Origin of the sequence: Bradyrhizobium sp. BLXBL-01 (assembly GCF_051853025.1) — a bacterium.
Classification (GTDB): domain Bacteria; phylum Pseudomonadota; class Alphaproteobacteria; order Rhizobiales; family Xanthobacteraceae; genus Bradyrhizobium.
Map to the genome: position 1 here is coordinate 1,452,948 of NZ_CP182471.1, position 24,725 is coordinate 1,477,672.

Below are 24,725 nucleotides of genomic sequence, written 5' to 3' on the forward strand. Positions count from 1 at the left end.
TCAAGCGGTGCCGAACGCGGCGTATTGGCCGCCGAGCCAAAACCCGCTCAGCGCGCCTTCGAGGCGCCGCGCCGGTTTGGTGTCCCAGGGCAGCAGCAGGAAATGCCGCGCGCCGATCTCGCGCAGGCCGCTCGCCGCCATCAGCTTCCGGGTCGTGCCGGCGCCGAGCAACACGGCGTCCCGGTCGAACTCGCAGCGCGCAACGGCGAGGCGCGTCAGCGGGTTGTAGGGATTGTGCTCGATCACGCAGACGAGCCCGCCGGGGCGCGTCACCCGCCGCATCTCGGCCATGAACTGCGCCCATTCGGCCGGCACGATATGGTGCATCACGCAGATGGCCGTGACCAGGTCGAAACTGGCGTCGGCGAACGGAAAGGTGCGGCCGTCATACTCCCGGTAGTCGACCGCGGCGTTGTGAGTGCGCGCCTGGATCAGGCTGGCGGACGAGACGTCGATGCCGCTGAGGCGGCCGACCATGCCGTGCAGCAGCGGATGAAGGCTGCCGACGCCGCAGCCGACGTCCAGCATGTCGGGCCTTTCCGCGCCGAGCCGCTGCGCGATCAGATCGCGCAGCAGGTCGGCCTTCGCGCGCATGAAGAAATCATGCGGCAGGCCCGAGAAGTCGATCGAGGATTGGACCACATCACGGTAATTGTCGTGATAGCCGTCGAACAGTTCGGCCATGCGCTGGGTCACTCGTTGACGGCGTGGATTGCGGGTGTCGCCGCGGCCTCGCCGCGATCGAATCCGATGCGTGCCTGCACCACGTAGAGCGGGCGGCGTTTGACCTCGGCATGGATGCGGCCGACATAGAGTCCCACGATGCCCGTCATCAGCATGTTGATGCCGCACAGCAGCGACACGACGACGATCGTCGAGGACCAGCCGGTCACGAGATGGCTGTCCTTGCTGAGCCACAACAGGACCACCCAGCCGCCGTAGAGCAGGGCGAGCCCGGAGACCGTCAATCCGCACCAGATCGCCAGCCGCAACGGCAGATCGGAAAAGCCTAGCGCGGCGTTCACCGCCAGCCGAACCATCTTGAACAGCGGGTATTTGGTTTCGCCCGCGGCGCGCTCGAGGCGATGGAAGGCGACCTCGGCCTGGCGGAAGCCGAGCCAGGCGATCATGCCGCGCACGAAGCGATCCTGCTCCGGCATTTGCATGAGCGCGTCGAGCACCTTGCGATCGATCAGGCGGAAGTCGCCGACATCGGCGGGGATGCCGACGGAGGACATCCTGCCGAGCAGCCGGTAGAACAGATGCGCGCTCGCACGCTTGAAGCGGCTTTCGCCCTCGCGCGACAGGCGGCGGGCGTGGACGATGTCGTTGCCTTCCTTCCACTTCGCGATCAATTGCTCGATCACTTCGGGCGGATCCTGCAAATCGGCGTCCATGACGATGATAGCGTCGCCTTGCGTGGCGTCCATGCCGGCGGTGATGGCGATCTGGTGGCCGAAATTGCGCGACAGGCCGATGTAGCGAAAGCGCTCGTCACGCGCGGCGAGCGCCCGCAGCACGATCGAGCTGGAATCGCTGCTGCCGTCGTCGACGAAGATCGCTTCGGCCGGCCCGTCCAGCCTGGACATGACCTGGTCGAGCCGGCGCAGCAGCACCGGCAACACCGCTTCCTCGTTGAACACGGGGATGACGAGGCTGTAGCGGATCGATCTGGAATTGGCCGCCATGCGAAAGGAGTCCGGCTGGGGTTGCAGGGGCGGAAGTCTATGAGCAGGTGGTTAAGGCCGCCTTGCCGCAACCGTTAAGGGTCTATCGCCCGGAGCATTGGTGAGGGCGGCGGACCGGAATGGTGAAGTGCGGTTAACCACGCTTTGCGGCCGCGGCTTCGCGCTAGGGCGTGCGGCGAATCCTGTAAAGGACGAACCGCTTCGAGGTCTCCAGCACCTCCAGCCGATCCGGCAGCGGATTTGCGGCCGGCGATCCCAGCACATAGAGGTAGTCGAAATCCCGGTGCCAGGTGCGGACGAATTGCGGAGCGTCCGCCGCCGGCTGGCCCGCCGCGATCGCGGCAAGCAGGCCCGACGGCACCGGCCCGCCATAGGGAATGGCAATATTGCGCACCGCCTCGCGCGGCCGCACCGGCTGCTTGCCCGTTTCGGTGAACAGGTTGGGCACGAACGCGTCGGCATAGTGCACCGCCAGCGTCGGCGCATAATACATCGGATAGGAGGTGAGGTCGGCGAAGGGCGGATCTCCCTTGTCGTCCGTGCTGCCGACGAGAACGCGCGAGCCGCGATCGATCTTCTGGAACGAGGCGATCATCGCCGCATAGTCGGCGCGGTAAGGCAGCCAGACCGCCAGAACGACGGCGACATTGAGCAATATGATGCCACTGATCGCAGCGAGCGCAGCCATTCTCCAGGCCCGGCTCGGCAAGGACAGCGAGCAGAACGCCGGCAGGATCAGAGCCGCGGCGGGAATCATGCGAAGGTCGACGAACGAGGTTCCGAATAGTTTTGAGGGAATGACGAGGTAAAGCAGCGCGAAGCCGATCGCGAGCCAAATCCCCGCCGGCTCGAGTCGGAGAACGCCGCGCCTTGCGGCGAACAGCAAACCGGTCATCAGCGCCAGGCCGGTTATCGCCGCGATCGTCAGATTGTAGCCGTTCATGATACGCAGCGGCCAGACCGGCTTGAATGCGGCGAACCAGCTGTTGCCTTCGCTTCCGATCGAGCCTGCGGTGAGATGCATGATCGCAAGCAGCGCAAGCGCCGGCAGGGCGAGCGCGCCAAGCCGCGCGGCCGCGATCGGATACGCGACTTGCCCTCGGCGGATGCGCGACAGTTCGAAGAGGCCAAGCGTCGTGCCGTAGATGCCGAGCGAAAAGAAATGCGCGACATAGAGCACGGCGACGAAGATCAGATTGGCGGCGAAGCGCAGCGGCCAGGGGCCCTCGGCGAGCATCAGATAGACGGCGATGCCCCAGAGCGCGAGGCCGAGCCCGAACTCGAAATTCACGAAGCCCCAGCTGAACGGCAGGCAGTAGAGGAAAGCGAGCGCGGCGAAGCCGGCGAGATGGATGCGCCCCTTCCTGACGCATTCGATCAGCACCGCACCGGTGACGATCAGGAATTGGCTCAGCAGCAGAAACAGCCGCGTGGCGTTCTCGACGCTCATCAGCCGCGCCAGCTGCGGGACCAGCAGGTCCATTCCGAGGTTGGGATAGAAGGCCCACCTCACCTCGTAATACGGATTGGCCCCCGGGGTGCCGTTCTGGCTCAGAATGTACATGCGGGCGAGGTGATTGGGATAATCGACCATCGCCGGAATGGGCGTCAGCAGCACCGGAACAAACGAGACCGCCGCCAGCATCGTAAGCACGATCATCGTCACGGCTCGGTCCGGGTCGGGACGAGCCGGATCTGTCAGGGTCGGCTTGCTGAAAGGAGCCATGTGATGGAGCCGCTGAGGCCGATGACGCGCGCTGGAGCCGGTCCTCACTTCGCAGGCGCCACAATCGTGCTGTCTGCGGTGTCGCGCACGTGGATCACGGCGATGTCGTCCGCATAGATCCGCTTCCAGCCCTTGAGCTGGTCGAGGATCTGCGGGCCCGGCGCATCGGCGCCCAGCAGCGTCGCATCGATCTTGTATTCTTCCAGTAGACGCGGCAGCAGCTCGGGCTTCTTGCCTTCGGTTGCCTTGAAGAAGTCCATGATGAACTTCTCGCCGTAGAGCTCGGCGCGTCCGTCGACGAAAACAGGGATGTCGCGCGAGATCAGATAGCCGCCGAACTGGTAGGCGTTGAAGACGCGCCGCACCTTGCGTTGCTCGAGCAGATCGACCGCCGCAACCGGCGTCTGCGTCATGGTGAAGGTGAAACGGTGGTGCCCCATGTAGAGCGAGGTCGAGGTCCAGCTTGCCGCCATGATCATCAGCGCGCCGAGTGCTGTGAGGGTGCGGCCCGGCCAGCTTTCGGCACCGGCGGCCTCAGGCGCCGGCTGCGGGAACATCTCGCCGAGCGGCTTTGCCAGCACCAGCGGCACCAGGAATGCAAATGCCTCGATGCTCCTGACATGGCTCAGCGCGCTCCAGGTCAGGAACAGGATCAGGAAGATCCGGGGCGCCGACAGCACCACGCCGCGAGAATAGCCGAATGCGATCAGGGCGAGCAGGGCGCCTTCGAACGGGGTGAAGGTGGCGAAGTTCGCCGGCATCCATTCGAGGATCAGCGTCAGCAGCTCGCCGAGGCTGAGGATGTTGGTCGCGCCCTGCAGCGTTCGCCAGCCATAGGGCGTGCAGCAACTCGCGATCAGCGCCCCGATTCCGAACAGCACCCAGCGCATGAACAGGGCAAGCCGCCGGCCCTTCTCGGCATGCTCGACCGCTTCGAGCGAGATCGGGCCGATCAGCGCGAGCCCCAGCACGAAACCGCCATGCAGGTTCGCCCAGAGCGCCATCAGCGGCAGCCAGGTCCAGGACGGCGCGCTCTTGCGGCTTGCAGCCGCCATCAGCAAGCCGACCCACGCCACCATCACCGGCAGCGCCAGAATATGCGGGCGTGCCAGCACGTGGTGGATCGACAGCAGCAGCGCCAGCATCGCGAACAGCACCGCGCGCGGGGCTTCGAGATGCGCCTCGAGCAGATGGACGAAGATTGCGACGGTGAACGCGACGGCGGCCGCGGTGAGGATGACGGGACCCGCCCAGCCCCATTGCGCATGGGAGAAGGCGAACGCGACCTGCGACAGCCAGGACGTCGAGATCCACGGCGCGCCCGTCCGCGTGAAGGAATAGAAGTCGATCATGGGAATGGCGCGGTGATCGAGGATCCATTGCCCGATCTTGATCTGCCAGAACGAGTCGGAATCCTGAAGCAGCGTGTCGCCGAGGAACAGGAAGAACAGATAGGCGCCGGCGCCGACGCACAATGGCACCAGGGCGCGTGCGCGGCCCTGCACCGCGATGCTGTTGGCGAAGGAAAGGGACATGCCGCCTCGTCGTCCTGGTTGTTCTTGCCGGTCCGGCCATGATCCGGACCCGGCGGGCTGCGTGCGCACCATCTCGCCGCGCTTCAGTCCGAGCGGGCGGCATTGGACCACGCCGGTCATAACTTCGGGTAAACCGGCCGCGCCAGACCGGCGTCATATATTTACAATTTAACGGATTGTTTCGAACTTGGATTTACCATGGGCCAATACACGCAATCCGCTCAGTGTTTACGCAGTCGAATTAACTGCGGCGCAATTCTTTGCCTCTACGTTTCGTTCCCATGGTCGGGCGGCGCTGGGAAGCCGAAGAGACCAGATCAGTTGTAGCCTCGTGTACTCATTTGGAGCACTCTATGAAGAACCTCGTTGCGCGTTTCATGAAGGATGAATCGGGCGCCACCGCCATTGAATACGGCCTGATCGCTGCCGGCATCGCGCTGGCGATCATCACCGTCGTCAACAACCTCGGCACCACGCTGAACGCCAAGTTCACCTCGATCTCGACCAGCCTCAAGTAAGGCCGGACGACAAGCGAAATAGCGAAGAGCCCCGTCATCGACGGGGCTCTTTTGCTTTGCCGGTATCGGCGCGAGGCGCGACGATCGGGCTTAAGCCTCCTTCAAGCCACTCGGGTGTATGGCTTGAACGCATCTGCGTCAGCGTATCGCGTAAGGAAGCCGCATGGCCGAAGCTTCGTCCGTCCCGCCAGCCGTCGGCCGTCACGATGCGGTCCCTGCGATCCTCGTCAACATCTCCTTCGTGCTGGCGATCGTCACGCTGGCGTATTTTCCGACGGCCTATCTCACCCATCTCTGGATCTTCGACGCCGACGGACGCGGCATCCCCACTGATTTCGTCAATGTCTGGGCGGCCGGAAAGCTGGCGCTCGAGGGGCATCCCGCGCAGGCCTGGGATTGGGACATTCAGAAGCAGGTCGAGCTTGCACTGCTCAAGCAGGATTTCGTCGGCCATTTCGCCTGGCACTATCCGCCGCCCTTCCTGTTCGTTGCGTCGTTCCTCGCGCAATTTCCCTATGCAATCGCCTTCATCGGCTGGGCCGCGTTCAGCATGGTGCCGTATCTTGCCGTGATGCGCGCGATCATCGGGCGCAATGCGGGCCTCGTGATTGCCATTGGATTTCCGGCCGCCTTCCTCAACATCCTGGTCGGGCAGAACGGCTTCCTCACGGCATCGCTGATCGGCGGCACGCTCTACCTGTTGCCGGCACGGCCGGTCCTGGCCGGAATCTGTCTCGGCCTGCTCAGCTACAAGCCGCAATACGGCCTCCTGTTTCCGCTTGCACTGCTCGCCGCCGCCGAATGGACCGTGCTGTTCACGGCCGCAATCGTCACCGCTGCGATCGCTGTAGTGTCCTGGTTCGCCTTCGGCACCGACAGCTGGCAGGCGTTCTTCCACTGGATCCCGATGTTCTCCCAGGCCTTCCTGACCGAGGGCAGGGCGCCCTGGTTCAAGATGCAGAGCATCTTCGCGCTGGTGCGCTATGTCGGCGGCACCGAGCCGCTCGGATGGATCTTCCAGTGGGTGTTGACCGCAGCCGTTGCCGTCGTGCTGGCCGTGGTGTGGCGGAGCCGGCTGCCCCACGCCCTCAAGGCGGCGATGCTCGCGACGGCGACGCTGCTGACGACGCCCTATCTCTTCATGTACGACCTGGTCGTGCTGGGCATCGCGGTGGCCTTCCTCATCCGCGCCGGTCTCGATGAGGGTTTCGCACGCCACGAGGTGTTGGCGCTGGCGCTCGTCTTTGCGCTGCTTGCGAGCTTCCTGTTTCTCGGGCAACCGGTCGGCTTCCCGGCAATCCTGATCGTGTTCGGGCTGATCCTCGGACGCTGTGCAGCCTGGCGGACCGCCGAGGCCGCATCGGCGCAGCCCGCGATCGCGCGAACGAGCTGAGAAGCTCGATTACGCTTTGATCGGGCTCCAGGTGAGACGCGAGGGGCGTGGGAGCCCTCGGGCCCATCTCGCGCAACCCGAGCATCGGCCGCAAAACTCAGCAGCCGCGCAGGGCAAGTGGCGTCATCTAGTCCTGGAGGGGAGCGAGGGTAAACTGGAAGACGGCGCCCCGCGGTTTATTCACGGTGACCCACAACCGTCCGCCATGAGCCGCAATGATCGACCGACAGATGGCAAGCCCCATGCCTAGGCCGTCGGACTTGGTCGTGTAAAACGCGTCGAAAACACGTTCCGCACTCGTCGGCTCGATCCCCGGGCCCGAATCCCGTACAGCGACGAGCACGCTGCCTGCAACGTCTCTTTCGGTACTGATCTGCAACTCCCGCTTGCCGTCCTCGAGGCTGTTCATGGCTTCCACGGCATTGAGGATCAGATTAAGGAGCACTTGCTGCAGCTGAATGCGCTCACCTTCGATTTGCGGCAGATCCTCAGCGAGTTGCATCTGTACCGAGATTCCATGCCTCACCGCCTCGCTCCGGACCATGGCGATGACGTCCAGAACGGCTGCGTTGACGTCGAGCCGACTTTTGGGCACCGGCGCTTTCCTGACCATATCGCGGATCCGGTGGACGATGTCGCCAGCTCGTTGGCAATCTGTGACAATGTGGTGGAGGGACTCGCGGCCCTTGCCCAGGTTTGGCGGGTCCGCGGCGAGCCAGTTCAAGGCGGCGTCGGCGTTACTAAGCACGGCCGAGATCGGCTGATTGATCTCATGGGCAATCGAGGCCGTCAGCTGGCCCATTGTGGCTACGCGACTGACATGAGCGAGCTCGACTTGTGTCCTTTGGCGTTCGACAATGCCTTTCTTGAAAACATTGACCGCGGCCGCCATTGCGCCGATTTCGTCACGCCGGTCAATTCCGGGCACGTCGATGCTCGTGTCTCCCTTGGCAAGTGCTGCCATAGCCCCGGTCATGCGTGTGATCGGCCGCGCGATCGCGCGTGTGAGTAGTATGCCCATCAACACTGCGATCATGAGTGAGGCTGCGGCGCCCATCACGGTTGCCGTGTATGCAGTAGCATATGCCGAGTTCTGTACGGCGTCACGCCTTGCCAACAGATCGCGCTCAACCTTCTCGATTTCGCGCGCCTTGGCGCGGATTGCGTCCATGGCAGCTTTGCCGGTCGCCCCCTCCAACGTGCGCGCCTGCTCCCGCGTCGTGGGATCCGCCATCAGCGTGATCTCCCGCTCGGCGGTCTCGACGCGCCACGTCATCGCCAGCTTGTTCAATTCATCGAGACGACTTTGCTGGTCTGGGTTATCCGAAGTCTGTTCTCTCAATTTTCGGATTGCCGCGCTGAAGTCGGCGCTGCCTCTGCGGTACGGGTCCAGGAATTTCTCGTCGCCGCTGATCAAATAGCCGCGTAGGCTAGTTTGTTGATCCAGCGTTGCGGCTACTGCCGCCTCTAGCGTGTCCAACACGTCAGTGGTGTGGACCCGCCGGTTTTTGGCCTCTTCGATCACGCTAAGTCTGTCGTAGACGATTGCGCCGCTCACGAATATGACCGCTACCACGGCTGCAAATGCCGCCATCAATTTGTGCAAAATCAGTAGACTCGAAAACTGGGGCACCTGACCCTCAAGGCCGAAGTCCGCGACCGACCAGACAGCTAGCTCGAGATTGCTCCCAAGCGATGGCATTCGCAAGAATTGGTATGGGACCGTGACGGGGCAAAGCGGCGCAGCCTCCGGAGTGGAGCGCAGTCAGTGTCTCGTCGGGCAAGGGGGAAATGTTGCCGTGCCGTCGGACACAACAGGGCCGTCATATCGACGCGACCTTCATGACATCCAATGTTCCGCGAAAGATCATCTCAAGTGCCACGTAGAGAATGACGGCCAGACCGACGTATGCAATCCAGCGATGAGTCTCCAGAAGGCGGGCAATGAAGGAAGCGGCCATTCCCATCATCGCGATGGAAAGGCCCAAGCCGAAGATCAGGACCAATGGATGCTCCCGCGCAGCCCCCGCGACGGCCAGAACATTGTCGAGAGACATCGAAGCGTCGGCAACGATAATTTGCCAACTCGCTTGGATGAGTGTTTTACGAGGTTTGTTTTCCGGGATTGCTTCAATTGCCCCTTTCCTATCGGTGGGGCCCGTGCGGGACGTGCGCAACTCTCGCCACATTTTCCAGCATACCCACAATAGCAGGATCCCGCCGGCGAGTGGGAGGCCGACGATCTGCAGGATCTGCGTCGCTATCCCGGCTAACAGAAGGCGCAGTATCGTCGCGGCGACTATACCGATCAAAATCGCCTTGCTTCGTTGGGCCTGAGGAAGTCCCGCCGCGGCAAGGCCGATGACGATGGCATTATCGCCGGCGAGCACAAGGTCGATTAGAACGACCTGCAAGAGTACGCTAAGAACATCCGTATTGAGAGAATCTAACACGGATCATGGTCCCCGATGCCAGGGAAATGGCAACTCCGAGCGATGGCCGCATACGTTCTTATGGATTGACCGATGCGCGTTACCATCCAAAACAGAGCGGCCAATTCAGCTCTAGTCCGACGTCGCCGGCAATCCGGGCGCCAGGTGACGATCTCCCAAAACGGCGTCGGAATGCTGTCCGACCGGCGCCCCGAAAAGCATTGCGACTTGATCTGGTTCGCCAAAAATCGCTGCGGCGCAACACATCATGGTGAATGCACCTGCGATATCCCAGAGCGTTACATGTTCTGGCGTTACATGTTCGGGCTTTGCCCAGGCCAAGAGCGCGGTGATCATCGCGTCTGAGAAAAATAGAAGACTGAGCGCTGGTAAGACGAGTTGGGAATCCAGCAGGAGGATCATAAAGAGGGCGGGAGTCGCGACCAGGATGCTCAACAACGCGAATAAGCAGAATGTGTCCCGCCGAGGCGCATTCCTGTTCCAACTTGCATGAGAAGCGATCATTTGATCCTCCTGCATACGAGCGCTTTATGTAGGAGCCATCTACTCCGGTCTACTTGGGCGTTTTCCGCCTCTCAAATGAATGTCTTGTTGTCCTATGCCGCCGACCCTCAATCAACGTAAGAACGCCAGCGGTCGTTACGGCAACAATGACAACGGCTGCCAGCCCCTCGACGGAGGCCAAGGTCTCATACCACCTGTTCCAAAGCTCAATCATGTGCTGGCCTCTCTCGAGAGCGCACCCCACGATCGATAGATTTCACCGCTTAAGGACGACCCTTGCATTCAGAAACACAATGCTACTGATGGTCGCGCGCGTTTTGGCCGCGCGGCAACATGACCACGATCCGTTCGGCCCGCACGCGCATCGATCTTTCTACTGGAACGTCAGGATCGAACTGGCTGTTCGATACCAGGAAGATTGCCTTCGCTGTCGCGGAACCACGCGCCTCGCTGAGCGACACCCTTGCTGGCGTAGTTGCCGGCGATCTCGGCGATCCCATTAGCAGTCTTCAGACCAGGAAGGTCATATTCCTCGAACTTGACTCCCCGCGCGCGAAGTTCGCGCACTGTTGCGTCGATATCCTCTACTTCCCAGCCCATCTGCGTATGCTGCCGGATTGCACCCGGCCGAGATGAATATCGCAAACTCGCCAGATACGCAGACGTAGCGCAATCCACCCTCGCGCTGTTCGACCGGGTCGAGACCGAGTTTTTCGGAGTAGAAAGCCCGAGCGCGCTCCAGGTCCTCGGCTGGAAGCAATCTTCACCGCAGTGCTCCTGGTCATCGTCTTGGCTGGCATCCTTGGGCTGCAATAGAGCAGGACGTTGCAAAGTCTGAGCTCTGAGACGGGCTGTATCTCTTGCCAACCATCATCTTCTTCGAATTCTATTTCCTCACGAACGACCTGTTGGCCCTTCTTTGCGAGAAGTACGAGCTGGACTTCGGGCGGTGATGCGAACTGTGTAACAGTCTTCCAAGCAATCAGCCGAGATCAATCTCAGCCGCCTCGTACCCAATCGCCCAAGGCGAGCGCTTTATACAAGTTCATCAGCCCACACCTTGAAGCTGACGAGCGTGTTGGGTCCGAAAGTTTGGGCGATCGGAACATCCGCCGCATCGCGGCCTTGCGCGATCAGGACGCGGCCGATTCGCGGAGTGTTGTTGCGTGCATCGAATGTGTACCAGCGACCGCCAAGATAGGCTTCGAACCAGCCTGTAAAGTCCCCGGGAGCGTGGGGCGGCGGGATGCCGATGTCGCCGAGATAGCCGGTGCAATAGCGTGCTGGAATGTTCATGCAACGGCAGAATGCAATGGCAAGATGTGCATAGTCGCGGCAGACGCCCTTGCCCTCGTTGAATGCTTCCCAAGCCGTCATGGTGGCCCGCGCGTGCTCGTAGCCGAACGCGATGTGATTGTGCACGAAATCGCAGATCGCCTGGACCCGTGGCCAACCCGGCGCCACATTCTCGAACAGCTTCCATGCGATGTCGGAAAGCCGATCGGTTTCGCAGTAGCGGCTGCCAAGCAGATAAACGATGGTATCAGGTGGAAGATCCTCAACCGCGTATTGCGTGGCGGAAGGCGCGATCACATCAGGCAAACCGCTATCGCGCACTGTACCGTTGGCGGAAAGGCGCATGCGGCCGGCGGGCGCAACGAACCGACTGCACCAGTTTCCGAAGCCGTCGCGGTAGGGCGAGATCGGGACGGAAGGCTCGGTGATGAGGTAATCCGGCACAATGATGTCGGATGCCCGGGTAAAATGCATGCCGACGATAGCAATCAATGGTGTGACTTGCTGGAAGTCGTAGATCATTTCGAAGCCAACCCGTATTTTCATCCTTAGGGCCTGTCTCGACTGCATCAACTCGAATGGCTGCGGGGATGATCGTGTTGGCAACGGCGGCCGGCGTCCGTTACTTCAAACTAGAGGCTTCCTTGGTGACTTGCGAACGGGGCGGCTCGATGCGCCAGAATGGATATGCCGCCAATTCTTTCGAATGCTGCCCGAACATATCGACCTGTCTGCTTGTAAACTCCGCAAGGACGCCGAAAAATTCAGTCGGTGACCCGATCGTCGCAAATCTCAGGCCAAATTCAAAAGCAAATTGCACGTTGGCTCGGGCGACCTCAAAAAGCTTCGTTTGATATGCCTGCATGTTTGCCGTGGCTAAAACAAAGCTCTTCGTTTGATCGCTTTCCGTCATTCTCTGACTGACGTCATCTGGCAAGGCATCCACCCGAGGCTCAATGGTAGGAACCTCGTGGTTAGGATCATCCTGAAGCTTAAGAGGCGGTTCAATCGAAACTGCCGCAACCGAGCGAAGAAAATTCTCTTTCGGGCTTCTAACAACGGCCTGTTTGTTCCGTTCGGTCCGCACGGCCATTTTCGGATTGCGGGCGCGCTTTGAGGCTGATGCCGGTTTGCGTTTGCTCATCTGACGCTCCAATAAAATGGGGTGCGACCACAACGGTCATTTCTGAACGGACAACAGGCTTTGTGAGCTGGCGTTCCAACCCGCGCATTGTTGGAGTCCCGAGATCAATCGCACGCTCTGCGATGTCGCAACTCCAACCAACAAGCGTATAGCTGGCGATCTTCCAGACCTATACTCAACGGGTGTCGGTCTGAGAACAATCAGCTCTCCGCTCGTTGTGCTCTCCAGAGACCGCTTTAAGTTGCGGCGACTACGCTCGCATTCGTGCCTTGATCGCGAGACTGGCGGATAGAGGCCGGCAAGCTGATCCGGAAGCTCGGCGACGTGCTCGAGGACCCGAGCGCCCTGTGAAGCTGGGTTACCCACCGAGCGAATGCTCGAGGAAGAAGCGCAGCATTTCCCTTGTGGCATCCGGCCCTTGCGGATCAGTGTAAGACCCGGCGGGGCTGCCGCCTGACCACGCGTGTCCGGCGCCATCGATGTCCCAGTGTTCCGAGATCGCCCGACCGGCCCCGTCGATCAGGACGGTGCGAGTATAGGCATGGCCGTGGGGTACGCGTCCGCGAAGTACCTTCGTCGTCGGCCTCGTCGCCCTGGCGGACTGCTCGATAATCTGATCGCCATTCTTTGGATGCACCGTAGTGTCGCGATTGCCATGGAAAACGATGGTCGGCACAGAAGTTTTGCCATCCGCATTTGCCTTGGAGCCGCCTCCCTGCCGCATGGCGACGAACGCGGAGGGAAGATCGCTCGCGGCCCCGCACGCGAGGCCTGAATGAATACCGACGGCCGCGTACAGGTCGTTATACGTTGCGCCCATGATCGCGGCGGCGGCCCCGCCGGCCGACAGACCCGCGACGTATACGCGCTTCGGATCGATCGGATGCTCGCGCATGATCTGGCGGGTAATACCGGCGATCATCGACGGCTCGCCCCCGCCGCGACGCTGGTCGCCGGTGCGAAACCAGTTCCAGCACTTCGACTGGTTGGCTCCGCTCGGCTGCTCAGGATAGACCACATAGCAATTCTGCTCTTCCGCCAGGAAGTTCATCCGGGTGCCGGCCGCGAAATCGTCCGGCGACTGGGTGCAGCCATGAAGCATGACTATCAGGGGAAGCCGTTGTCCCTGAAAGCGGCTTGGAATGAACAGCTTGTAGGCCCGGCTTCCTGCGGCGTTACTGAACGTACCGGCGATAAATTGTGTGCCCTCGGGCACGATGTCCGATGGGGACAGGGGAGCGCGCGTGATCGGACTTCGCAGGCCGACCCCGGGAAAATCCCGCATGCCGTCGAGCGGTAAGGCGCGTCTGCGTCCCTGAGCAGAGCGGGCCGCCGAGATCGGCGGAGCTTCCCGCTCCTCGACGACGTCGGCAGTGGCGTCGATAGTAAGCGGATCGAGCGGAAGCCGAGCCTGAGCGGCGCTACGAGACTCCGGTCTTGGAGCGTAACCGCCCTGGAGCATGCGCTGCAGGAGCGCGGTGGCCTCGACCAGTTGGCCGGCACGCGTAAGGCGGGTTGCTTCGCGGACTATGTCTTGATTCAGCATCGTTCACCTCATTCTGTCGGCGAGAGCGGCCTTGACCGCGGGAGTGGCGTGGAGGGCCCCCAGCACCGAGACCGACGCGATCGTGGCGCGAGCCAACTCGGGAGTGACGTCTTGGGCGATAGTGGCCAAGCCCAAAACATTGATCTGCAGCATCTCGCCGGCGCGGCGCACCGCTTCGAGATCCTCGCGCGCGTAGTTGCGCAGCCCGAGGTCCAGGTTCTTCCGGACCGTGGATTGTCTGACGACCTCCGCGTGGCGCTCGAGCTGGTTCCGGATTGCTGTCCGAATGAAATCGGTCCGGTTCGAATAGAACCCTTCCTGCACCATGAGATCGACATGACCGAGGTCGATATAGCCAAGGTTGATCGTGATCTTCTCGGTGTCGGGGACCTTGGGGCGCAGCTCGCGCATATTATCGGCCATGGCTAGCATCCATTCTTACCATCCGTATGGATGGCATATGGATGCTATCTAGATGCTCGTAGGCTTCTTTCAAGGGATAGAGCGGATAGATCCGCGCCCAAGAGCACGAGACTGGATGCTGCAGCGGGCCGGCGTCTCGATGACCTCGGTGGAGCTCCGGATGGCGCGCATGCCGCACGACCTCTGCCGCGACTACCGAGCTCATTGTGAACGGCGGTCCAGGTCCTCCAACCCTACTCGTTCGGCCTCGCGAAGGTTCGCTGGAGATCGATCGTACCGGACAGACGTGACGCTGATTCCGCTCTGCTCCTGGCAAACTGCCACCCTCGGAAGGCGGCCTCGACAGGGATGGCGCCGACGCAGGCATGGCGCCCCCGTCCGCTCACCATGGTGCTCCACGCATTTCCCATCTTGTCATTCATCCTGAATAGTTGTTCAGTCCTTGCGGGGCGATTTGCATCTTTTGCGTGAGAAGCGTTCGGCCGCAGGGCGTGCGGCCGGCGTGTGTGGGACAGGAAGCGCGCCATGGTTTATCGGCGGACGCATCAAGTGGTGAAGCGCCTTGCGGCGCGGCGCAGCGCGATTTTGGCGGCGGCGCGGGAGGCGGCGGCGGAGGGCGGGATGGCGGCGGTGCAGATCGCGCCGGTCGCGGTTCGGGCCAATGTCGCAGCCGGCACCGTCTATCGCTATTTCCCCTCCAAGGCCGAGCTGATCTCCGAGCTCATTGCCGAGGTCTCCCGCGACGAGCTCGCGGCGATCCGCCGGGCGGCCGATGCCGCGCCGGGGCCGTCCTCGGCGCTGGCGGCTGCGGTCACCACGGTGGCGGTCCATACGCTGTCGCAGCGTAGGCTAGCCTGGGGCATCCTGGCCGAGCCGGTCGATGTCGATGTCAGCGCCTCCCGCCTCGCTAGCCGGCGCGAGATCGCCGGCGAGATCGCCTCCCGGATCGACGCTGCGGTGCGCGCCGGCCATCTGCCGGCGCAGGACACCGCGCTCGCCGCCACCGCGCTGCTTGGGGCCCTGCATGAGGCTCTCGTTGGGCCGCTCGCGCCCGACAATCTCGAAGATCCCGTCAAGATGCGCGATGCGGTGCAGACGGTGACGCTGCTGGCGCTGCGCGCCGTCGGCGTCATGGACGCCCGCGCCCGCGGCCTCGTGGTCCAGCAGACGCTGCTGCCGACGACCAAGGCGCTGGTCGGCGCGTAGAAATCGCGCCGCGCGTGCGGTGGCGAGGTGATCGCGCTCAGGCCTTTGCCTGAGCATCCTTTTCGCAAAACCCCGGCAAATCCGGCCAAGCAGCCGGCTACTGTGCATGGGGTTGTTTTTCGACTTTGTGTTTGGCGGCCTCTGGCGAGGCTTACAGGTTGGCGTCGCCTTCGGGGCCGACCGAGGCGATCCGTACCATGTTGGTGGTGCCGGGGATGCCGAGCGGCACGCCGGCGACGATGATCACGCGCTGGCCGGCGCGGACGAAGCCGTCCCGGAACGCGATCTGGCCGGCGCGGCTGACCATGTCGTCCTGGTCGCGCGCGTCTTCCGCCACCACGCAATGCACGCCCCAGGCAACCGCGAGCCGGCGGCCGGCGGTGATGTTCGGCGTGATCGCCACGATCGGCGGCTTCGGCCGCTCGCGCGCCACGCGCACGGCGGTCGAGCCCGACGAGGTCCAGCAGATCAAGGCCGGCAGGTCGAGCGTCTCGGCGATCTGCCGGGCGGCGTCGGCGATGGCATCGCCCGCGGTGGATTCCGGTGCCGGGCGCTGGGCCATGATCACCGAACGGTAGGTCGGGTCGCGCTCGACCTCCTCGCCGATCCGGTTCATGGTCGAGACCGCCTCGACCGGGAATTTGCCGGCGGCCGATTCCGCGGACAGCATGATGGCGTCGGCACCCTCATAGACCGCGGTGGCGACGTCGGAGACTTCGGCGCGGGTCGGCACCGGCGACTGGATCATCGATTCCAGCATCTGGGTCGCGATCACCACCGGCTTGCCGGCGCGGCGCGCCATCCGCGTCATCTGCTTCTGCAGGCTCGGCACCCGCTCCAGCGGCAGCTCGACGCCGAGGTCGCCGCGGGCCACCATCAGCGCATCGGAAGCCTCGATGATGTCGGCGAGGCGGTCGATCGCCTGCGGCTTCTCGATCTTGGCCATCACGGCGGCGCGGCCGCGGATCATCTTCTTGGCCTCGATCACGTCGTCGGCGCGCTGCACGAAGGACAGCGCGATCCAGTCGACGCCGGTGACGAGGGCGGCCTCGAGGTCGGCGCGGTCCTTGGGCGTCATCGCCGAGACCGGCAAATCGGTGTCGGGCAGGCTGACGCCCTTGCGGTCGCTCATCTTGCCGCCGACCACGACACGGGTCACCGCATGCTCTTTCGAGGTCTCCTCCGCGATCAGCCGCACCTTGCCGTCGTCGAGCAGCAGCGCATGGCCGGGCCTGAGCGCGGCCAGGATCTCCGGATGCGGGAGATTGACGCGCGTGGCATCGCCCGGCGCCTTGTCGGAATCCAGCGTGAAGGTCTGGCCGTTCTGGAGCTGGATCGCCCCCTCGGCAAAGGAGCCCAGTCTCAGCTTCGGGCCCTGCAGGTCGACTAGGATGCCGATCGGCCGACCGTAGCTAGACTCGACGTTGCGGATCGTCGCCACCAGCTCCCGCATCTTGTCATGCGGGGTGTGGCTCATGTTGATGCGGAACAGGTCAGCGCCGGCCTCGAACAGGCGGCGGATCATCGCGAGGTCTGAAGAGGCCGGTCCCAGGGTCGCGAGAATCTTGATACGGCGAAGACGCCTCATGGCTTATTTCCAGGCGGGGGTGGCAGGCCGGGCGAGCCCGGGGGCGTAGCACCGGGCGGGCTATTGGGCAAACCCGGAACCCCGCCCGGGCCCACCGGACCGGGCAGGCCAGGCACGCGTTGCTGCGCCGGCTGTTCGTTGGCGTCGGTCAGCTGCACCGTCCAGGCCCGCTGCTCGCCGGTGTCGACCTCGAAATAGCCCGTGCGGTCATAGCCGCGCGCCAGGCAATCCTCGGTGCCGCGGATGGTGAACTCCTTGTCGCGCGAGCACATGAAGGCCTGGCCCGACCATTCGCCGCCGCGGTCGTAGTCGATGGCGTAGATGTAGTAATAGCGGGCGACCAGCGTGCCCCGCAGCAACGTCTCGCAGGAGCGGGACGAGATGTTCCACCAGCCCTCGGTGGTCCAGCCCTCGGCATCCTTGTAGCCGAGCGCAATCCCGACCCGGCTCGAGGTGTTGTTGCAGAGGCGGAAATCGGCGGAGGCGGGGCTGGCGGCAAGGCACAGCAGGGCGACCACCAGCACCGGGACCAACCGGGCGAGCAGGTAAAGCGGGGAGCGGGGAGATTCGGTCGTCATTGTCGCGGAAGCTATACCAGATCATTGACGATTTGGCGTTGGGCCGGGGCCAGCCGGGCCGTGGTCCCTTTGCGCCGCGATATGGCAAAATCTGTGACAACACCCACCTGATCCCCTAACGCTAACCTCCACCGGCACGGTTAAGGACGACAGCCATGGCAATCGACGACAAAACCAGAACGGAGCTCGAGGCGGCCGCTTTCCGGCGCCTGGTCGAGCATCTGCGGAGCCGGACGGACGTCCAGAACATCGACTTGATGAATCTGGCCGGTTTCTGCCGCAACTGCCTCTCGAACTGGCTCAAGGACGCCGCGGACGCCCAGGGCGTCGCCTTGAGCAAGGACGAGAGCCGGGAGGCCGTCTACGGCATGCCCTACGAGACCTGGAAGGCGAAGCACCAGGGCACGGCCACGCCCGAGCAGATCGAGGCGATGAAGAAGGTCCATCCCCACGGGCATTGAACGGAACATCGCGGTGCCCTGAGTCGCACCACACAACAGCTTTCTTTGCATCAGTGCAGGAAGGTGTGGGCGCGCTGTGGACGAGCGTGATGCTTGCTTGAACGCTGGGAGCGCCGACCCTAAGGGTCTACCCAGCACGCGCGGTGAGGGATGCCGGCGTCACCTCGTTTTGCCAGTTCCATTGGGAGTACCAAGATGGCCACCTCCGCCGCCGTCCGCGACGACGAGCCCGCGACGAAATTTGCCAAGGACCAGCTCAAATCCATCATCGAGCGCATCGAGCGGCTGGAGGAAGAGAAGAAGGCGATCTCCGACGACATCCGCGACGTCTATGCCGAGAGCAAAGGCAACGGCTACGACGTCAAGGCGCTGCGCACCATCGTGCGCCTGCGCAAGCAGGACCCCAACGAGCGCGCCGAGGCCGAGACCATTCTCGAGACCTACATGCAGGCGCTGGGGATGCTCTGAGGCGCCTCGCCCGGTCGGCGTTGCAGCGCACCAAGCTTGGGCAAAATCTCGGCATCTGCTAGATTGCTCGGTGAAGGGACCGAGCGATGGATGTGCCGGGACCAGAGCGCAGGCTTGCCGCGGTTCTTGCCGCCGACATGGTCGGCTTCAGCCGGCTGATGGAGGTCGACGAGGCCGGCACCCTCGCGCGCCTCAAGACCCATCGGGTCGAACTCATCGATCCCGCCATTGCGAAAAATCGCGGCCGTATCATCAAGACGACCGGCGACGGCATGCTCGCGGAATTCCACAGCGTCGTCGATGCCGTGCTATGTGCGGCCGAGGTTCAGCGCCGCATGGCGCGGCGTAATGCCGATGTCGCGCCGCCGCGGTGGATCCAATTCCGCATCGGCATCAATCTCGGCGACGTCATCGTCGATCAGAACGACATTTTTGGCGATGGCGTCAACGTCGCGGCACGGCTGGAGACGCTGGCCGAGCCTGGAGGCATCTGCATCTCCAGCGCGGTTCGCGACCAACTGGGCGAGCGCCTCGATGGCGTCGCATTCGAGGACATCGGCGAGCAGAACGTCAAGAACATCGCGCGCGCCATCCGCGTCTACCGGATCCGATTGGAGGATGCGCCGGCAAGCACGCCAGCCGGTGCGACGGCCGCCGCAAAGCCGATTGGCAAGTCGAAGAAGCCGTCAATCGCCGTGCTGCCCTTCGCCAACATGAGCGGCGATCCGGAACAGGAGTTCTTCGCCGACGGTCTCACCGAGGACATCATCACCGAGCTTTCACGCTTCCACGACCTGCTGGTGATCTCGCGCAACTCGACCTTCGTGTACAAGGGAAAGTCGGTCAAGGTACAGGATGTTGGCCGCGAATTCGGTGTCGACTACGTCATCGAGGGAAGCGTGCGAAAGGCCGGGGATCGCGTCCGCGTCACCGTGCAGCTGATCGATGCGGAGACGGATCGGCACATTTGGGCCGAGCGTTACGACGGCGAGCTCAAGGACATCTTCGCCATCCAGGACGAGATGACCCGGGCGATCGCCGCCACATTGCCCGGCCGCGTCGAGGCGGCGACGCACGATCGCGCGAACCGCAAGCCGACGGACAACATGGCGGCCTACGAATGCGTGCTGGCCGCGAAGGTCTTGCACCATCGCTCCAATCGCGAAGACAATGCGCGGGCGCAACTTCTGCTCGACCGGGCGCTCGAACTCGACGCGAGCTATGCGCACGCGCATGCGTGGAAGGCGTGCGTCCTCGGCCAGACCTGGGTCTATAACTGGTGCGCGGATCGCGACGCCACCTTCCAGCAGGTGGCTGCAGAGCTGGAAACCGCGCTGGTCCTCGACGACAACGACAGCGACGTCCATCGCATCCTCGCGGCACTCAATCTGAATCGCGACGACCATGATAAGGCCACTTACCATCAGGAACGCGCGCTCGCGCTCAACCCGAATTATGACCTCGTGGTGGTGCAGCAGGGCGAGCTGCTGACCTGGCTGGGGAGGCCGGAGGAAGGCATCGACTGGATCAAGAAGGCGATGCGGCTCAACCCATATCATCCGGAACGTTTCTGGAGCCATCTCGGGCGTGCCTATTACTGTGCCGAGAAATACGCCGAAGCCGCCGAAGCCCTCTCGCGGATCTCACGCCCCGATCACACCCATCATGCGTTCCTCGCCGGGATCTTCGCGCAGATGGGCAATGCAGTGGCTGCTGGCGCGCACGCGGCCGAAGTTCTCAAGCGTGAGCCGGCATTTTCCGTCGCCAATCATCTTTCCACCCAGCATTATAAGCGGGAGGTCGATCGTCAGCGCTATGAGGCAGGCCTCCTTCGGGCAGGCCTGCCGGCTTGATCTGGCGCACGGCGGAGACTGCCTACGATCATCGCAAGATGGGCTACGAGACTGAATTCGTGGAGGTCGCTATGCGCCTCAGCGCAGCGCGGCGGTGCGCACGACGAACGACGTCGTCTCGAGCTTTGCGGTCGCGCTGCCCGAGAAATTGTCGCAGGACAGGCCCAGCATCGGATCGTCGGAGAAGCCCATCGCGATCACGGCCTTCGGCTTGACGAAATAGCCGCGCAGCGCCGCGGTATCGAGTTCGCCCATCAGCGTCACCGACATCGCGCGACTGGCGCTCGGCGACAGCATCACGATCTTGAGCCAGATGCTCTCGCCCTTGGCCGCGGAGAGGCGGGTCGCGGTTGCGATCCTGCCGTCGATGCTCTTGCCGACCACCGTGTTGATCTCCGCTGCCTGGGCCACGCTGCGGGGACGGGTGGTGCGCGGGATCGGCGCGGAGGCGGCGACGACATTGGCGCGGTCGACCGGCGAGGCCGCCGGCGCGAAAGCCAGGGCCTGGAGGGCCGCGTTGGGCACGCTCGCGGTTGGTTGCGGATCGGTAGCCGCAGCCAGCGCCTGGCGCGCCTTCAGCGCTGCGACCTGCGCCGGCGTCGCCTGCTGCGGCGTCGCAGGAACGTCATCCCAGAAGCCGCGCGCATTGATGATGTCGGCCGGGGTCTCCGGCTTGCCGGAAGCGGGCTTGTCAGCCAGGGGCGCCGGCTTCGGCTTGGGCGGCGCGACGATCTGCGCATCGGCCGAGGCGAGCTGGATCGCTGTGGCGATCTGCGGCTTGGCGCGCGGCGTCGGCACCGGCTCTGCGGGCTTGGCGGCGGCTGCGACGACGGTCGCTGCCGCCGGCTTCGCGGCCGGAGCGGGCGCGCCCTCGTCATCCTCGTCGCTGCCGGCCGGAGCTGCCGACTTGCTCTTGAACAGCGCGGCGAAGAAATTCGGCTTGCTGCCGGCATCGTCGCCGCTGCCGCGTCGCTCGATCTCGGCCTTGGCGAGCTCATAGTTCTTCAGCGGCACGCCATCGGTCGGCAGATGCACCGTCTTGCCGTCCGGGAACACGCGCGCGAGCTGGTCATGCGTCATGCGCGGCCAGTGCCGGACGCTGCCGGTGTCGAGGTGCACGAAGGGCGAGCCGGAGGTCGGATAGAAGCCAACGCCGCCGCGCTGCAGGCGCAGGCCGGCGAAGCGGATCTGCTCCAGCGGCACACCCGGGATGTAGAAGTCCATCGCATGTCCCAGCATGTGCTGGCTGGCGCGCGCCACGCCGGAGGAGCGGCGGCGGAGCATGGCGTTGGTGGCGGGAGAGCGATAGGAGGAGATGATCTGGATGGGCTGCTTGCCGTCGACGTCCCGATAGACTTCCCAGAGGATGTCGAACAGGCGGCGGTCCATCACCGTCTCGTCCTGGGTGCGCCAGTCGCGCAGGAAATGGTTGAGCTGCTTCAGCGCCGCCTCGTCATAGCGCCCGTCACGCTTGAAGGTGACGGTGAGGTCTTCGCCGGAATGGGTGTGGTGGAACGAGAGCGTCTTGGTCTCGTTCAGCGCGGCGGCGTCATGAACCGAACCGGCGGCCGCAAGCAGCAATGCAGCCGCGAGGCCGATCCGGGATCCGGCCTTCACGCCCGCATGGGACAACGACAGCACAGCAAGTTGGCGTGCGAGACCAGTCAGCACGTATGAGCCCACCCAGTCGACGAGCGTTCAAATGGACTCTCCCGCCAACCCCGTTAGCAGCGCGAAAGAGGATGAACGCTTTCTTAAAGCGAGAAGGTTAATTTGACGTTGACCTTCCCGCCCCCAAACCAAGTCAGAATACGATCCTAAGCCGTTGACTGTGGCAAAAAAACGCCCGCCGCCCCAGGGCGGGTCGCAGCATGGTTAACGTTAAGCGGCCCCATCCGAGGGATGAGGCCGCTGATTTCATTACATAATTCCTGTAAGCCAAGGGTGCCGAGCGAGGCTCAGCGGGTAAACACCCGCTGCGGACGGCGGCCGACCGGCACCGGCGGCGCGGCCTGGGTGGGCGCCCCGAACAGCCGCTCGAAGAAGTTGGGCCCGGACGAGCCGAAGCCGCTGTTAGCCACGGCCACCCCAGAGGGCAGCGTCGTCGCCGGACGCGAATAGCTCGGCTGGGAATGCGCCACGACGGCCTCGAGGTCCTTGCCGCGGTTGTTCTTCAGGATGTTGATCATGGTCGCGTCGCGGCCATAGACGTCCTTGCGGAATTGCAACTTGCCGGCGTCGTCCACGAACGCGGTCTGATAGGTGATGTTGACCGGGATCGGGGTCGGAAATTTCAGGTCGATCTCGCTCTTGCCGTACATGCTGCGCACGCGCTCCGGCGTGTACTTCTCGTTCGGCATGGCGATGTTGAGCAGCACGGAGGCGTACTGATCCGGATTCTGCACGCGCATGCAGCCATGGCTGAAGGCGCGCTCGTCCCGGGCGAACAAATGCTTGTCCGGCGTGTCGTGCTGATAGACCAGGAACTTGTTCGGGAAGTTGAAGCGGATGCGGCCGAGCGCGTTGGCCTCGCCGGGTGGCTGCGAGATGTGCACCGAACCGTCGCGGTTCTGCTCCAGCCTGAGGCCCATGCGCTGAAGCACGGTCGGGTCCTGCTGCAGGGCCGGCAGGTATTCGTTGTAGACGATCGACGGCGGCACGTTCCAGGTCGGATTGACCGTGATGTACTTCATCGTCTCGGTGAGCAGCGGGGTCGCATGCGAACCCGGCTTGCCGGTCACGACGCGGGTGGTCCAGACCTGCTGGCCGCGCTGCATCACCTTCAGCGTGAAGTCCGGAATGTTGAGGATGACATAGGCATCGCCCAGCGCCGGCGTGCCGAGGTCGCGCGGCAGCCAGCGCCAGCGCTCCATGTTCACCAGCACCACGTCGATCTGCTTGTCGCGCTTGGGGGTGTTGAGCGCCTTGACCGTCTTGTCGTCGAGGATGCCGGTCGGCTTCAGCTCGGCGCTGGTCTGGAATTTGCGCACGGCTTCGGCGACCGCGGCGTCGTAGCGGGTGTCGCTGGCATTCTCGGCGAGGCCGAGCTTGGCACGCAGTTGCGGCACGCGCGGATCTTCCACGACGATCTCAGCCTGTTTCTTGCCGGCCGGGGTATATTTCAGCGCCGGACCGTCGGCGATCTCGATCACCGGACCGCTGCCCTGGCCGCGCAGCTCGGCGAGCTTGGCCTTCAGCTCCTTGTAGAGCCTGTGCGGCGGGTTGTAGCTGTCGAGCGCCGCGGAGGCATCGCTCGCGGTCGTGACCTTGGCGAGCACCTCGCCGGGGTCGACCGGGTGCTCGGGATAGAGGATGTCGCCGCTGACCTGCGACCAATGCATGCGGCCGCTCTGGGCGTGGCGGGCGTAGTCGAACATCCCGGCGGTGAGCTTGAGCTCGGCATCGGCCAGCGCATCGGGCGTCGTGGCGGCGGCGAAATCCGGCACCGGATAGTCGGCGGGATTGAGACCGTCGGAGGCCGCGTCCTTGAGCCGCGCGATCACGCCCTTGGCCGCAGCAGTCAGGCTGCCGCCTTGCGTCCAGACCGGCGCGAAGTCGCGCGCGCCGTAAAACTTCTCGACGGCCGCCCGCTCGTTCTTGCGGTCGAAATGGCGCGAGGTCTTGGCGCCGATCATGTCCTTGAGCCTGTCCGCGACCGGCTGGTCGGCGGCGGGCACGGTGCTTGCGGCCTTCACCGGCTCGGCGGCCGGTGCGGCGGGAGCCGCCGGCGTGGCGGTCGCGGTGTCGGCCTTGGCAGGCTCGGTCTTTGCCGGCTCGGTCTTCGCAGTCTCGCCCTTCGGCGCTTCTGGCGCGGGTGTGGTGGCGACGTCGGACGGCTTGGTCTCGACCTTGTCCGGCGCTGGCGCGACGTCCGTCTTGGCGGAGTCCCTCGCGGCGTCCTTCGTCGAATCCTGCACCGTGGCGGTGGTGTCGAGCTTGATGTCGGCTGCAGTCGGGGGCGGGACGTTTGCGGGCTCGGGGCGCGGGATCGCAGCTTCGATCGCGAGCTCGGCGGCGCTGCTGCGCACCTGATCCTGCGCCAGGGCCGAGCTGGCCGACACCGTGAGGAAGGTTGCCGCGACCGTCATCAAGACACGGTCAAAGCCCACACGATGGTTCAAACAGTCACGCATTGTGTCGCACCCCTCGGGTGAGCTGTTCCTTCGTGGAACAGCTTCGTTATCGCCTAGTGATGAGTTACGGCTAAAACCGCGCCGGCCTCTCGAAAGTTGCACGCCTGCACGCAACGATTCTGACGCAGACGATATACAGGCCCCGATTTTGCAGCCAGCGCTACCCGGGACGACTCACGACAAACTGACTTCAAGGGAGCCTCTTGGCAACG

Annotated in this window: 23 protein-coding genes; 7 read left to right on the forward strand and 16 right to left on the reverse strand. The window is 63.7% G+C overall.

Going from position 1 to position 24,725, the window contains the following annotated elements:
* From ACNJYA_RS06825 to ACNJYA_RS06840, 4 genes are all read right to left on the reverse strand, one after another.
* Positions 1–684: a class I SAM-dependent methyltransferase gene (locus tag ACNJYA_RS06825; RefSeq protein WP_439402275.1), complete on the reverse strand. Its 684-nt coding sequence runs from the start codon at positions 682–684 to the stop codon at positions 1–3.
* A gap of 8 nt (positions 685–692) precedes the next feature.
* On the reverse strand, positions 693–1,688 hold the full coding sequence (locus ACNJYA_RS06830; RefSeq protein WP_439402276.1) for a glycosyltransferase family 2 protein: 996 nt from the start codon (positions 1,686–1,688) through the stop codon (positions 693–695).
* A gap of 163 nt (positions 1,689–1,851) precedes the next feature.
* Complete coding sequence (locus tag ACNJYA_RS06835) at positions 1,852–3,348, reverse strand: hypothetical protein (RefSeq protein ID WP_439403388.1); 1,497 nt, start codon at positions 3,346–3,348, stop codon at positions 1,852–1,854.
* A 110-nt stretch (positions 3,349–3,458) separates the two neighbouring features.
* Positions 3,459–4,949 carry a hypothetical protein gene (locus ACNJYA_RS06840; protein ID WP_439402277.1) on the reverse strand — a complete coding sequence of 497 codons (1,491 nt, stop codon included), beginning with the start codon at positions 4,947–4,949 and terminating at the stop codon, positions 3,459–3,461.
* 353 nt (positions 4,950–5,302) lie between these two features.
* Between ACNJYA_RS06840 and ACNJYA_RS06845 the strand changes: the two genes are divergently transcribed.
* Together ACNJYA_RS06845 and ACNJYA_RS06850 are read left to right on the forward strand one after the other, a co-directional pair.
* On the forward strand, positions 5,303–5,467 hold the full coding sequence (locus ACNJYA_RS06845; RefSeq protein ID WP_172784770.1) for a Flp family type IVb pilin: 165 nt from the start codon (positions 5,303–5,305) through the stop codon (positions 5,465–5,467).
* 163 nt (positions 5,468–5,630) lie between these two features.
* Positions 5,631–6,860, forward strand: coding sequence for a glycosyltransferase family 87 protein (locus tag ACNJYA_RS06850; protein ID WP_439402278.1), 1,230 nt, complete (start codon positions 5,631–5,633; stop codon positions 6,858–6,860).
* 127 nt (positions 6,861–6,987) lie between these two features.
* On the opposite strand, the gene ACNJYA_RS06855 is transcribed toward ACNJYA_RS06850, so the two are convergent.
* The 3 genes from ACNJYA_RS06855 to ACNJYA_RS06865 form a co-directional block, all read right to left on the reverse strand.
* On the reverse strand, positions 6,988–8,454 hold the full coding sequence (locus ACNJYA_RS06855; RefSeq protein ID WP_212254267.1) for a CHASE3 domain-containing protein: 1,467 nt from the start codon (positions 8,452–8,454) through the stop codon (positions 6,988–6,990).
* A gap of 229 nt (positions 8,455–8,683) precedes the next feature.
* Positions 8,684–9,313, reverse strand: coding sequence for a TerC family protein (locus tag ACNJYA_RS06860; RefSeq protein ID WP_439402279.1), 630 nt, complete (start codon positions 9,311–9,313; stop codon positions 8,684–8,686).
* 111 nt (positions 9,314–9,424) lie between these two features.
* Positions 9,425–9,817, reverse strand: a complete 393-nt coding sequence (locus ACNJYA_RS06865; RefSeq protein WP_439402280.1) for a hypothetical protein — start codon at positions 9,815–9,817, stop codon at positions 9,425–9,427.
* Positions 9,818–10,150: 333 nt separating this feature from the next.
* On the opposite strand from ACNJYA_RS06865, the gene ACNJYA_RS06870 reads away from it, so the two are divergent.
* The gene (locus ACNJYA_RS06870; protein WP_439403531.1) at positions 10,151–10,453 is read left to right on the forward strand and encodes a hypothetical protein; all 303 of its coding nucleotides are present in this window, start codon (positions 10,151–10,153) and stop codon (positions 10,451–10,453) included.
* Here the strand turns inward: ACNJYA_RS06870 and ACNJYA_RS06875 are convergent.
* The 5 genes from ACNJYA_RS06875 to ACNJYA_RS06895 form a co-directional block, all read right to left on the reverse strand.
* Positions 10,341–10,577: a VOC family protein gene (locus ACNJYA_RS06875; RefSeq protein WP_439402281.1), complete on the reverse strand. Its 237-nt coding sequence runs from the start codon at positions 10,575–10,577 to the stop codon at positions 10,341–10,343. The two genes, ACNJYA_RS06870 and ACNJYA_RS06875, sit on opposite strands and share 113 nt — an antisense overlap.
* Before the next feature lie 275 nt (positions 10,578–10,852).
* A complete protein-coding gene (locus tag ACNJYA_RS06880) occupies positions 10,853–11,659 on the reverse strand; it encodes a transglutaminase-like domain-containing protein (protein ID WP_439402282.1) in 807 nt (268 codons plus the stop codon).
* 76 nt (positions 11,660–11,735) lie between these two features.
* The gene (locus ACNJYA_RS06885; protein WP_172784764.1) at positions 11,736–12,257 is read right to left on the reverse strand and encodes a phasin family protein; all 522 of its coding nucleotides are present in this window, start codon (positions 12,255–12,257) and stop codon (positions 11,736–11,738) included.
* A 358-nt stretch (positions 12,258–12,615) separates the two neighbouring features.
* Positions 12,616–13,803: an extracellular catalytic domain type 1 short-chain-length polyhydroxyalkanoate depolymerase gene (locus ACNJYA_RS06890; RefSeq protein ID WP_439402283.1), complete on the reverse strand. Its 1,188-nt coding sequence runs from the start codon at positions 13,801–13,803 to the stop codon at positions 12,616–12,618.
* Positions 13,804–13,806: 3 nt separating this feature from the next.
* Entirely contained in the window at positions 13,807–14,226 is a 420-nt protein-coding gene (locus ACNJYA_RS06895; protein WP_439402284.1) for a CopG family transcriptional regulator, read from the reverse strand.
* Positions 14,227–14,751: 525 nt separating this feature from the next.
* Between ACNJYA_RS06895 and ACNJYA_RS06900 the strand changes: the two genes are divergently transcribed.
* The gene (locus tag ACNJYA_RS06900) at positions 14,752–15,432 is read left to right on the forward strand and encodes a TetR/AcrR family transcriptional regulator (protein ID WP_063694085.1); all 681 of its coding nucleotides are present in this window, start codon (positions 14,752–14,754) and stop codon (positions 15,430–15,432) included.
* Positions 15,433–15,583: 151 nt separating this feature from the next.
* On the opposite strand, the gene pyk is transcribed toward ACNJYA_RS06900, so the two are convergent.
* Positions 15,584–17,020 (reverse strand): pyruvate kinase, encoded by a 1,437-nt coding sequence (gene pyk / locus ACNJYA_RS06905; protein WP_172784761.1) that lies wholly within the window; start codon positions 17,018–17,020, stop codon positions 15,584–15,586.
* Complete coding sequence (locus ACNJYA_RS06910) at positions 17,017–17,598, reverse strand: DUF1036 domain-containing protein (protein ID WP_271503822.1); 582 nt, start codon at positions 17,596–17,598, stop codon at positions 17,017–17,019. Before ACNJYA_RS06910 ends, pyk begins: the two co-directional genes overlap by 4 nt.
* 155 nt (positions 17,599–17,753) lie before the next feature.
* Here ACNJYA_RS06910 and ACNJYA_RS06915 point away from each other — a divergent pair, with 155 nt between their 5' ends.
* The 3 genes from ACNJYA_RS06915 (at position 17,754) to ACNJYA_RS06925 (ending at position 20,380) form a co-directional block, all read left to right on the forward strand.
* Positions 17,754–18,059, forward strand: coding sequence for a DUF1244 domain-containing protein (locus ACNJYA_RS06915; protein ID WP_172784759.1), 306 nt, complete (start codon positions 17,754–17,756; stop codon positions 18,057–18,059).
* Between the two features lie 195 nt (positions 18,060–18,254).
* Complete coding sequence (locus ACNJYA_RS06920) at positions 18,255–18,527, forward strand: DUF2312 domain-containing protein (protein ID WP_018641571.1); 273 nt, start codon at positions 18,255–18,257, stop codon at positions 18,525–18,527.
* Positions 18,528–18,613: 86 nt separating this feature from the next.
* The gene (locus tag ACNJYA_RS06925) at positions 18,614–20,380 is read left to right on the forward strand and encodes an adenylate/guanylate cyclase domain-containing protein (RefSeq protein WP_439402285.1); all 1,767 of its coding nucleotides are present in this window, start codon (positions 18,614–18,616) and stop codon (positions 20,378–20,380) included.
* A gap of 78 nt (positions 20,381–20,458) precedes the next feature.
* Here the strand turns inward: ACNJYA_RS06925 and ACNJYA_RS06930 are convergent, their stop codons facing one another.
* Positions 20,459–22,051 carry a DUF882 domain-containing protein gene (locus tag ACNJYA_RS06930; RefSeq protein WP_439402286.1) on the reverse strand — a complete coding sequence of 531 codons (1,593 nt, stop codon included), beginning with the start codon at positions 22,049–22,051 and terminating at the stop codon, positions 20,459–20,461.
* Between the two features lie 287 nt (positions 22,052–22,338).
* Positions 22,339–24,513, reverse strand: a complete 2,175-nt coding sequence (locus ACNJYA_RS06935; RefSeq protein WP_439402287.1) for a L,D-transpeptidase family protein — start codon at positions 24,511–24,513, stop codon at positions 22,339–22,341.
* Positions 24,514–24,725 lie beyond the last annotated feature (212 nt).